The organism is Veillonella seminalis, assembly GCF_003992065.1.
In the GTDB taxonomy this organism is placed as follows: Bacteria; Bacillota; Negativicutes; order Veillonellales; family Veillonellaceae; genus Veillonella_A; species Veillonella_A seminalis.
On record NZ_RQUZ01000002.1, the window covers coordinates 134,509 to 143,672 of the forward strand.

The following is a 9,164-nucleotide window of genomic DNA, read 5'->3' on the forward strand; positions in this document are numbered from 1 at the left end:
ATCAACACTCCTCTTTTATTTCGGTGGATACTTCTAAGCCATATTTTCTTATATATGCTAGCAATAATTCCTCTTTGAGTTTTTCATTCAAGTTCGAATTTGATAATTCATTAAAATCATCAACTATTTTATTAAAATCTTTTTCACATTTTTTATATTTAATTCTAATCGTAACATTCATTTTTACCGGATTTATTGTACCCTCTCCACTTCCATTGATTCCTAGCTCTTCCATTAATCTTCTAAAACGATCTCCAATAGTTTCCATTATTATGTAGCTCCTTTTTTCAATAATCATTAATCACGCAATGATAATTCATGCGGCCATTTATTGCCTACGTATTCCAATTCATTTTCATAGCCCCAGCAGATCTCTCCTAACCAAGTTCCATCTTCATGTTTGATTAAAATTACCGGCTCATCGTTAATCCGACTGGCAATGACAACTGCACCGGTATCAACGGATTGTCCATCTTTAAATATTAAACCTGCTGTATCTGTCCAATCTTCTTTTATGCCGGCCCAAACAAGCATATTAGTCTTATAGTTTTTCCTAATTATTTCAATTGCTTTACTCCAGTTTAAACATCTACGTGATGCTCCTTGCATCGTGAAAAAAGGAGTTTTTAAAGTCCATGTATTCATTTATTCTCCCTTTTCCGTAATTACTTTTTTCTTCAATTTATTTAATTTTCCGTAACTAAATCCAAACCACTTTAATACAGCAATGGCCAAGGCCTTTTCTAAATCGTCCGCATCATTCGGATTTCTTTTTACGACTACTTTCTTTTTAGGGCTCTTGTTGTAAAGGATCAAGGCATCCTTACTTTTGATAACTCTTAAACTTTTAGGTAATTCCATTCCAATGCCCCCATTCCAAAGTCTTTCAATCAATTCAGGATCATAATTTACTTTGACTTCTATATTAGTTAATTTATTTTCCTTGGGAATAACACCATAAATAAATACAGCTTTGTTATCTGGTAGTTCAGTTTCTCCAATTCCATTAACTTTCATTTGGTCTACTAATATTCGAGCTCGTTCTTTTATTGGTAACATTTTAGCCTCCGCATCATGCAGCCTTTTACTCTTTCTGCGTTACAAAATCATAATAGTGTTCTTCAACTTCTGAATCTACGAAAAATTCATTTTTCCAGTTTCCTAAAAAAACAACTGGAATATTATTATCAATTGCTGTTTTAACTTCTTCTTTGCATCCTCTACTGCGTTCCCAGCCAGGGCAAATTACTAATATGTCACATTTTTTCAAAAGCTCTAAGCATACATCCAATCCTCGTTGATATTCATCGCCTTCCAAGTATGCAAATCCATAATTATGGATAGGAGATACGTATACGTTCTTATCATCAGTAAATACCAACTCTTCCATAATTTTGTCTATTTTCTTTTGATTTTTGATTAGCCCACCAAAAGGATGGGCAACGTACACTAATTTCTTCATTGGATTGCTCCTTGTCTGCCATCCGCATCAGCGGCAGCAATAAAATCTTCATTAAATTCATCTTCTTCCGCATCAGGCTCCGAAATTCGTTCCGGCTGTTCTTCAAATAAGCTTTCCTGTGCTCTTTTCCCTTCGATATATAACATCCCCTCAATCACAAGGTTCTGTAATATCTCATTAGCCAATTCTTCTTTCTTCAAGCCAATTTTGATTGACTGCGTTTCGAGCCTACAAGTAGTGCTTTCTTTATTGTCCACTCTTCCTGATAATTTATATTCAGACATTTTATCTTTGCTGCAGTTCTTTCCACCGTATTTAATTCTAACGGCGAATACGGTTACATATTTTGCACCGAATTTTAAAGTGTTAAACTTTTCAAGTAATAGTTCTTTTAATCTTAAAAAGGCGGTGATTAATTCCGGTCTTGGTTTATCTTTTGATTCCAAGGAATAATATTCAGTTCCGCCACCTTCTATTTCCTTTGCATACTGGAACATATAATATCCCCCACTAATTTTGATGCTTGTTATCTTAATCATTCTGATCACCTCTCCTATTCCAACAATCCATTAATTCAATATAGGTAAATGCCTCATGGAATGATACTGTGACTCCACAATCTGCACACAGTACCATTGGCTGATTAAATCCGGCTCCAATGCCTTGTACAACTCTCACCGCATCAGAGCCACAAAATGGACATGGATCCAAATTCTTATCCTGCATTTTGGGTGCCATTCATTTTCCTCTTTTCTCTTTTATAATGCGGACAGGTATTGCATCGTTTGGCTGCAATATATTTTCTCTTCACCGTTTTCCCTGTGGATTGTTGCACCGGCAACATTAGCGTTTCTTTATTCTCACAACTCTGTTTTACAAACAAGCCACCTAATCTAGTTAGTTTGATTCCGTGCTCGCATGTCTTTGCTCTTAAATACTCATCTTTTTTTCTGGCCATATCTATCCTTCTTTGCTTTTTCTAATGCCCTTTTCCGTTTATGTGTTGATTTTGGCAATGCAGCCTTCACTTCATTGCCTTTAGAAGGGAATTTCTTCATTACCTGACTGCGTATTGCTAAATGAATCAAAATTACTCTCGCTCATAGTCTCACCAAGAGAAACGCCTACCATATTTGCAACCACTTCCGTGATATATCTCTTCTGGCCATCATGCGTTTCATAGGAGCGTGTATTTAATCTGCCTTCCACAAATACTTGATCGCCTTTCCGTAAGTTTCCAGCCAATTCACCTTTCTTGCCCCAGGCTACACACTGAATATAGGCCGTCTGCTGCTTAACCTCTCCCGTAGCGGAGTTTACATACTCATCACTAGCAGCCACTGTAAATGTTGCTACGGCTCTTCCGGTTTTCGTAAAACGTACCTCCGGATCACGTGCTAAATTGCCTAAAATCTGAACTGAATTCATAGTCCGCTCCTTTCAATGATCTTAACTATCCTTCTAATTGCTGCTTGTACTTCAATTTCCTTTTGCTTTACTCTTTCAGCAGCCCTTGTTACCCAATCCGCTAATTCAACACTTCCATAATCTACCTTCCGGTAAAATGGCAGCAGCTTAAATGCTTTTTGCCTTTGTTTCTTCCTACTATTCAATCATCGGCCCCCTAATTTTGATTAATCTATAAAATCTAAATGGATAACCGGCATTATTAATGCCTTCATAATAACTATCTTTATCTAAGTAATATCCCTGTGGAATAGTCACTTCACGTTTCCATTCTGTAGCTTTTAATATTTTTACTTTTGCTTCCGGCGGATGCACATTATTACTTTTTACCCATGTTCTCTTGAATACTCTTGGTTCATCATTTTTATCATCATTTATTGTTCGCTCCTTGGTAAAATATTCAGCCATTTTAATTGCATCTTCTGCACCGCCCCGATAATATTTAATTTCTGTAAATCCATGTGGCCATAATTTCCGCATCAAGGCCGTTGTTAGCTCAATCTCTCTATTAACTAGCATATGGAAATGCAATCGGCCTTTTTCTTCAGCAATATAAATGTACTTTAATTCCTTTTCAGTTTTTTTGTATTGTTTCCGTAAATCTCTTACAAATTTCTGTATTGCCTTTTTGCTTTCTTCCGGTGCCAATTCTCTTTTGAATGTTAGAGTCAAATAATAATCATCTTCTCGGAAATTATTATCTATTAGCATTCTTAATTTTGCCTTGGCCATGCGTAAGTTATTTTTCTTTACTTCTTCGGCTGTTGGTTTTCTTCTAGGCAATCTTGGTTTCTTTCCATTGCCCTGATATGACCGTATGAATAAACTGTCATATATTTCAGTCATATTTTTACTTTTAATAATTTTCCTTTTACGCATAAATATCACATCACCTTGAACGACTTGTTAATGTGTAGTATCAAGTCATTAAACAGTGCCTAAACACTGTTAAATACTGACTTTTTGCGTCCATTGTGATATAATAAAAGTGTCAGATTTTGTTACATCACTTTTGTAACGCATAAGGACTATCACTACGGTGGTAGTCCTTTTATTTTTGCTAAAATTTCCATTGCTTTTGCCCTTGCTTGCTCCGGTGTGTCTTTATATGTACAATGTGCCTGGCCACAGATTACTTCTTGATGGCTGCATCGTCCATTTTCATAGCAATGTCTTATGCATATATTGGCTTGGTGCATGTGGCACACAACCGCATGATGAGGAAACTTCCCACATACCGGACATTCTCGGTTCTCAAAACCGCTAAATTTAATACTCATAGCCGTACCTCTCTGATAATATCTGCTGCAGTAGCTTTTTATATTCCTTAGGGCAGCTGCCTTGATGGATCTTAATCCGGTGGCAGTGCCAACATAAGCAGCATAAGTTTTTAATCTCATTGCCACCGGCTGATGACCGGTAGCTAATATGATGTATTTCCTCATATGGCCGGCCGCATAATATACATCGATAACCGTCACGTTCTTTTACAATCGGCTTAACCTTTTCCAGTTCCGCATCATACTTCTTTTTTCTTGTACTTCTTTGGCTCAGTCTTTTCTTAGCCTTTAATTTGCTTTTTGCTTTTAATCGACTACGAACTTTCAACGGAGTACGTCTAAGCATCTTCCCACTCCCTCTTAATTTGTGCTTCTACTAGTCGGCACTCTAATTTATAAACATTGATGGCCTCTTGGGCATTCCAATATAATACTTTCGCAACATCTCGCTTATGTCTCAGTTCGCTTATTTCCGGATGTCCTTTGGCCAAGTCTCCTATTAAAGTCACGGCGACCTTTTCAAGCCTTGCCTTGGCAATGAATTTAGCCTTTTCTTTTTTGTATTGTCTTTCTGCATCGGCTAAAGCAATGCCACGCTTCTTTGATTCTTGCAAAGCGTGGCTTAACTCTCTTCTTTTGTTCTTCAAATACTGTATTAGTTCAAATGATTCCATTCTTTTATCCCAGCATTAACTTATTTATATGCAACTTCTTTAACTTTTGAGAAATGTTAACAGCTTTCATAAAGGCTGCATAAATTTCCTCTTCGTTTTTCTCGGATAACACTTGCTTAATATCGATTTCCTTGTTACTTAATTCGCCATTAAGCAATATATTCATAATAATATTGTCCTGAAATTCTTGTTCTTTCATTATTAGCTCCATTCTGTTATAATGATAAAAAAGATATATACAAATAACGGTTAGCACTTTTATTTGTTAGGCCTTGTATGATTGCAGTCATACAAGGCTCTTTTTTTATTCTTTCTCACGATCATAAGCTCGCTTCTTTTCTACTGGTCTACTGTAAATTCTTGTAAGTACCGCTTCATGGTGTTGTTGAATCCGTTCCGCTTCCATTCGCCAATATTGGGCCTCGTTTTCCATTTCATTCCACTGGTAAGCTGCATGTAATCCCACCATGGTGATAATGCCCCAGCCTATATATATTCCCATTGGCATTTCCTGCACTACTCCGGCATCGGCTCCATCCATAGTGCCAATGAGCAAGGCTATAGATATGGAAAGTATCATGATGCAAGCCGGCTTAATGTTTCGTTCGATAAGTTTAATTATTTTCATTTCGGCACTCCTTAACCAACATTAAGTTCTTGATTAGTACGATGATTTTGCATAATTCCAATCGCTTCTTTTATGGCCGGTGTATCTTGGTTAATATTGATATCGTCTAGTGAATTGACTACCGTTCCATTTTTCAACCGGTGTACAATTTTAATTACCTGATTATCATTATTTTTCATTATTTCTCTCCTTTTGTTCATGCGAAAATATCTGCCATGCAAATTTATAAGATATATATAAAAGGAAAACAGCAAATATAAGACCTATAATTTCAATGTAATAAAGTTCTATCTTTATCATGTTTAGGTTTTACCTCCTTTCAGTGATATAATTAAATCAAAAAGGATGTGATTAAATGCCTGAAAAAGACAACTCCAATAGCAACCCCCATCTTCAACAAAATCCAACCATACGTGATCTCCTTCATGCCTGTGAGCCCGTTATTCAAAACGTACAAACAATAATGGCTAATCCAGCAGTACAAGCAGAGATGCAAAGAGCTACGAGAGAAGAATATTATAAAAAAGTTAAAGCCTATGAAGATCAAGCCTTTAATCTTACGAATAAGGAAATTGAAGATCTCATTTGGTCCATTCATATTGGGAAAAATACTTTTGAAGATTTAAAGCAGGTAATGCCTTCAATTAATTCAGCTACTATCTGTAAATATCTTCTTGATGAGCCAGAACTACGTTTTAAAAGTGAAGGTTTATTGGGAGGTATGTCTAAATTGGCTTCGCTTAACTCCAAACGCTCTTATTATTTTCAAATGGATAAAATTCCTACCGGCTTTTATGCTCCTTATGAATTTGACCCCACTGATACTTTTATGTTGACCATTCCAGCCGAAAATATGATTCATCAATTAGAAAAAGAACGTCATCTACAAGAGTTAGCTGAAAAAAGCTTAGCTATTGCAGAAGAAAGTTTAAGAGAGAGTAAACAATCAACCAAGTATGCCGAATACGCAATGTATGCAGCTATCGTAAGTATCATTACCGGTATCCTAATAGCAGCCATACAAGCCTACTTAAATTAAATAGAGTAATTAAAATTGCTATTACAATTATTAGAATATTAATTCGTGTTATATATCGTGCGTCATGAAGTCGTTCATCAACCGATGTATACTCTTTTTTGAACAACACATTGTACATACGCTTTAAATGTCGTTTAATCATCTTAATCTCCTATCATTCCGCTCCTGCTCCTTAATCCCTTGCTTAATCATTTCAGCTAATTTTTCTGCATTTAAGGAGTTCTGCTTTGTGACAGTTTCTATTCTTGTTTCTGTATGTATATCATTCTGACGATCAATAAATTGTGCATACATTAATAAGACCTTAGCTTCTTTCTCTATAGCCATATCCCAGGCTTCAATAAGCTCTTTTACTGTATAGGCATTGCCAATTTTACTGAGTCCATTTATCAACTCATATTTTTTATTTAGCAAAGCTCTTAGTCTCTCTTGTGATTTATATAAATCATACTTATCTTGAGCCGCATCATTTTGTGGCTCTTTTTTAATTGTTGGCATATCCTTAGTCTCCTTTTTTTCCTTATTCCCTTAATGCTATAATTTAATCAAGAAAGGAGGTGATGGTATGAATATAAAAAATGTTAACAAAACTGTATTATCTATGAATTCTGAAGAATTAATTATTCATGGGATTCAAGAAAATGATGTAATACTAAACAACGGTTCTGTTCTTAACCTTCATGGAATCTTAGTAGGTAATCTTCATATTTCAGAAAATTCAAGTGCTAACATACATGGGATTTTAAAAGGTAATATTTTGGGCACAGGATCTGTTAAAGTATTTGGTATAATTAATGGGTATATTTCTAATACTTTAACTGCTGAAATTAGTGATGGTGCCATTATTAACAATTCGTAATTTCTTCTTGTTTAGAGTCTTGCATTTGCAAGCCTCTTTTTCTTTTAAATTAATATATAAGTCAAGCAGTTTTGGTATTGTGACATCTATTTCTTGTTCTATATTTTCTGACTTTTTATACCATTCTAATTTTTTTAAAATAAGTTCCTTTAAGCTTTCTTTAATTTCTCTCATGCTGCTTATTCCTTTCATGGCAATTTATTCATAAGTAGTTGTTTCCTAAATGATTCTAAGTAGTCTGAATCTCCTAAAAGGCATTCAATATCTTCTCTACTTATAATCCCTTTTGACTCTAATAACTCTAAAAGTATCTTTGATGTTAATGCTCCACATACTGCAATATTCGTAATATTTTCTAATAAGATATTTACATCCATATTTTCAAGAGCCTCTTCTATAGATGGCTCTTTTTTATTTGGTGGCATGGCTCATCCCTCCCTTCAATCCATTGGCTTTCTTTCTTAACAAACGAATAAACTCGTTTTTCTTGCCAAAAAAAATAGAGTTAGGAGGAACTCCGTAAATATTCGGAATCTTTTCAATCATTTCATATGGCATTTTTGTATTATCATTTTCCCATTTTGCAATAGTCTGATAATGCACACCAAATAAGGCCCCTGCTTCTTGTTGATTATATCCTGCATTTACTCTAGCCGCTTCAAGTGTCATTTCTTCCATTGAGTTCACCTCCTTTGTTACCTCAACTATAAACGAGTTTATTCGTTTTGTCAATGTTTTTAAAATTATTTATACGATTTTTTTCGTTTTTATATATCTTTTCGTCTTGTTTTTAACGTTTTTATTCGTTATAATGTAGGCATAGAAAGGAGTTAAATATTATGCCGAGAAATAGTTTAAGTGATTTTGAAAAAAAGCTTAGAAAGCAAATTTCAGAGAATCTAAAAAGATATAGTTCTAATATGACACAAAACGAATTATCCAAATTAACTGGTATTCCTACCTCTACTATTTCAGGATATTTTGCAATGCGATCAACTCCAAGTGCTGGCAATATTCAGAAATTAGCTGATGCATTAAATTGTTCTAAATCTGACTTAGACCCACGTTTTGCGACTACAACCTTAAATAATATGAACTCAGGTTTCACCAAAAAAGATGAACGCGATATACAAAAACGACTTCAAGCAATTCTTGATGAATTAGATGATAAAGCAGCCTTAAATTTTTACAACGGTGATGAAGCGATGGATGAGGAAACAAAGGAATTAATGCGATTCTCTATAGAAGCGTCCATCCGACTTGCCAAAAGTAGAGCCAAAAAGAATTTTACGCCTAATAAGTACCGGGATAAAAAGGATTGATTGCCATTGAATATTAAATGCACTGTTGAAAAACTAATAAAAAAGCACAATACTAATGACCCCTTTGAAATTTGTAAGGCATTAGATATTGTGGTTAGAGTTGAAAACTTAGGCAATATTTTTGGCTACTGTGACACACATTTTAGGATGCGATCAATACATATCAATGAAAATGTACCGGAACACTTGCAAGCATTTGTTTGTGCTCATGAGTTAGGGCACACTTTATTACATAAGAATGTAAATACACCTTTTCTTAGTAAGAATACTCTCTTTTCTATTGATAAGATAGAGCGACAGGCTAATACATTTGCCGTTGAATTGCTCTTACCAGACAGTCTTTTAAGAGAATATGAGGACATTAATTTTTACGGCCTTGCTCAATGTGCGGGTATTCCTAAAGGTCTAGAAATGTTAAAAGAGGTCAATTAGA

Annotated in this window: 23 protein-coding genes; 4 read left to right on the top strand and 19 right to left on the bottom strand. The window is 34.9% G+C overall.

What is annotated here, in order from left to right; translation table 11 throughout:
• Position 1: 1 nt before the first annotated feature.
• The 15 genes from EO126_RS02160 to EO126_RS10690 all read right to left on the bottom strand — a co-directional run bounded on the left by EO126_RS02160 (position 2) and on the right by EO126_RS10690 (position 5,690).
• Positions 2–268 carry a hypothetical protein gene (locus EO126_RS02160; protein WP_127007281.1) on the bottom strand — a complete coding sequence of 89 codons (267 nt, stop codon included), beginning with the start codon at positions 266–268 and terminating at the stop codon, positions 2–4.
• 29 nt (positions 269–297) lie between these two features.
• Entirely contained in the window at positions 298–645 is a 348-nt protein-coding gene (locus tag EO126_RS02165; RefSeq protein ID WP_127007283.1) for a hypothetical protein, read from the bottom strand.
• The gene (locus tag EO126_RS02170) at positions 646–1,059 is read right to left on the bottom strand and encodes a hypothetical protein (RefSeq protein ID WP_127007285.1); all 414 of its coding nucleotides are present in this window, start codon (positions 1,057–1,059) and stop codon (positions 646–648) included.
• Between the two features lie 25 nt (positions 1,060–1,084).
• The gene (locus EO126_RS02175) at positions 1,085–1,462 is read right to left on the bottom strand and encodes a DUF4406 domain-containing protein (RefSeq protein WP_021842581.1); all 378 of its coding nucleotides are present in this window, start codon (positions 1,460–1,462) and stop codon (positions 1,085–1,087) included.
• A complete protein-coding gene (locus EO126_RS02180; protein ID WP_127007287.1) occupies positions 1,459–2,001 on the bottom strand; it encodes a hypothetical protein in 543 nt (180 codons plus the stop codon). The genes EO126_RS02175 and EO126_RS02180 overlap by 4 nt, the downstream gene beginning before the upstream one ends.
• Positions 1,994–2,200 (bottom strand): Lar family restriction alleviation protein, encoded by a 207-nt coding sequence (locus tag EO126_RS11160; protein WP_127007289.1) that lies wholly within the window; start codon positions 2,198–2,200, stop codon positions 1,994–1,996. The genes EO126_RS02180 and EO126_RS11160 overlap by 8 nt, the downstream gene beginning before the upstream one ends.
• Positions 2,178–2,420 carry a hypothetical protein gene (locus EO126_RS02190; RefSeq protein ID WP_127007291.1) on the bottom strand — a complete coding sequence of 81 codons (243 nt, stop codon included), beginning with the start codon at positions 2,418–2,420 and terminating at the stop codon, positions 2,178–2,180. The genes EO126_RS11160 and EO126_RS02190 overlap by 23 nt, the downstream gene beginning before the upstream one ends.
• A gap of 80 nt (positions 2,421–2,500) precedes the next feature.
• Positions 2,501–2,890, bottom strand: a complete 390-nt coding sequence (locus EO126_RS02195) for a single-stranded DNA-binding protein (RefSeq protein WP_127007293.1) — start codon at positions 2,888–2,890, stop codon at positions 2,501–2,503.
• Positions 2,887–3,075, bottom strand: coding sequence for a hypothetical protein (locus EO126_RS02200; RefSeq protein WP_127007295.1), 189 nt, complete (start codon positions 3,073–3,075; stop codon positions 2,887–2,889). The genes EO126_RS02195 and EO126_RS02200 overlap by 4 nt, the downstream gene beginning before the upstream one ends.
• Positions 3,068–3,808, bottom strand: a complete 741-nt coding sequence (locus tag EO126_RS02205; protein ID WP_127007297.1) for a rolling circle replication-associated protein — start codon at positions 3,806–3,808, stop codon at positions 3,068–3,070. The genes EO126_RS02200 and EO126_RS02205 overlap by 8 nt, the downstream gene beginning before the upstream one ends.
• Before the next feature lie 390 nt (positions 3,809–4,198).
• The gene (locus EO126_RS11165) at positions 4,199–4,555 is read right to left on the bottom strand and encodes an HNH endonuclease (RefSeq protein ID WP_127007299.1); all 357 of its coding nucleotides are present in this window, start codon (positions 4,553–4,555) and stop codon (positions 4,199–4,201) included.
• Positions 4,548–4,883 carry a hypothetical protein gene (locus EO126_RS02215; RefSeq protein ID WP_127007302.1) on the bottom strand — a complete coding sequence of 112 codons (336 nt, stop codon included), beginning with the start codon at positions 4,881–4,883 and terminating at the stop codon, positions 4,548–4,550. Before EO126_RS02215 ends, EO126_RS11165 begins: the two co-directional genes overlap by 8 nt.
• A gap of 4 nt (positions 4,884–4,887) precedes the next feature.
• Positions 4,888–5,082 carry a hypothetical protein gene (locus tag EO126_RS02220; protein ID WP_127007304.1) on the bottom strand — a complete coding sequence of 65 codons (195 nt, stop codon included), beginning with the start codon at positions 5,080–5,082 and terminating at the stop codon, positions 4,888–4,890.
• A 105-nt stretch (positions 5,083–5,187) separates the two neighbouring features.
• Positions 5,188–5,511 (bottom strand): hypothetical protein, encoded by a 324-nt coding sequence (locus tag EO126_RS02225; RefSeq protein WP_127007306.1) that lies wholly within the window; start codon positions 5,509–5,511, stop codon positions 5,188–5,190.
• An 11-nt stretch (positions 5,512–5,522) separates the two neighbouring features.
• Positions 5,523–5,690 (bottom strand): hypothetical protein, encoded by a 168-nt coding sequence (locus EO126_RS10690; RefSeq protein ID WP_006556107.1) that lies wholly within the window; start codon positions 5,688–5,690, stop codon positions 5,523–5,525.
• A 176-nt stretch (positions 5,691–5,866) separates the two neighbouring features.
• Here EO126_RS10690 and EO126_RS02230 point away from each other — a divergent pair, with 176 nt between their 5' ends.
• A complete protein-coding gene (locus tag EO126_RS02230) occupies positions 5,867–6,550 on the top strand; it encodes a hypothetical protein (protein WP_127007308.1) in 684 nt (227 codons plus the stop codon).
• 138 nt (positions 6,551–6,688) lie between these two features.
• On the opposite strand, the gene EO126_RS02235 is transcribed toward EO126_RS02230, so the two are convergent.
• Positions 6,689–7,048 carry a hypothetical protein gene (locus EO126_RS02235; RefSeq protein WP_127007310.1) on the bottom strand — a complete coding sequence of 120 codons (360 nt, stop codon included), beginning with the start codon at positions 7,046–7,048 and terminating at the stop codon, positions 6,689–6,691.
• Positions 7,049–7,115: 67 nt separating this feature from the next.
• Here EO126_RS02235 and EO126_RS02240 point away from each other — a divergent pair, with 67 nt between their 5' ends.
• Positions 7,116–7,409, top strand: coding sequence for a hypothetical protein (locus tag EO126_RS02240; protein ID WP_127007312.1), 294 nt, complete (start codon positions 7,116–7,118; stop codon positions 7,407–7,409).
• On the opposite strand, the gene EO126_RS02245 is transcribed toward EO126_RS02240, so the two are convergent.
• From EO126_RS02245 to EO126_RS02255, 3 genes are read right to left on the bottom strand one after another with little or no spacing between them, the layout of a single operon-like run.
• Positions 7,365–7,583, bottom strand: a complete 219-nt coding sequence (locus EO126_RS02245) for a hypothetical protein (RefSeq protein ID WP_127007314.1) — start codon at positions 7,581–7,583, stop codon at positions 7,365–7,367. The genes EO126_RS02240 and EO126_RS02245 overlap by 45 nt on opposite strands.
• Before the next feature lie 14 nt (positions 7,584–7,597).
• Positions 7,598–7,834, bottom strand: a complete 237-nt coding sequence (locus tag EO126_RS02250; RefSeq protein ID WP_127007316.1) for a hypothetical protein — start codon at positions 7,832–7,834, stop codon at positions 7,598–7,600.
• Positions 7,821–8,087 (bottom strand): helix-turn-helix transcriptional regulator, encoded by a 267-nt coding sequence (locus tag EO126_RS02255; RefSeq protein WP_127007318.1) that lies wholly within the window; start codon positions 8,085–8,087, stop codon positions 7,821–7,823. Before EO126_RS02255 ends, EO126_RS02250 begins: the two co-directional genes overlap by 14 nt.
• A gap of 161 nt (positions 8,088–8,248) precedes the next feature.
• Between EO126_RS02255 and EO126_RS02260 the strand changes: the two genes are divergently transcribed.
• Positions 8,249–8,731 (top strand): helix-turn-helix domain-containing protein, encoded by a 483-nt coding sequence (locus tag EO126_RS02260; protein ID WP_127007320.1) that lies wholly within the window; start codon positions 8,249–8,251, stop codon positions 8,729–8,731.
• A 6-nt stretch (positions 8,732–8,737) separates the two neighbouring features.
• Positions 8,738–9,163 carry an ImmA/IrrE family metallo-endopeptidase gene (locus EO126_RS02265; RefSeq protein WP_127007322.1) on the top strand — a complete coding sequence of 142 codons (426 nt, stop codon included), beginning with the start codon at positions 8,738–8,740 and terminating at the stop codon, positions 9,161–9,163.
• The last annotated feature ends 1 nt before the right edge of the window (position 9,164 follow it).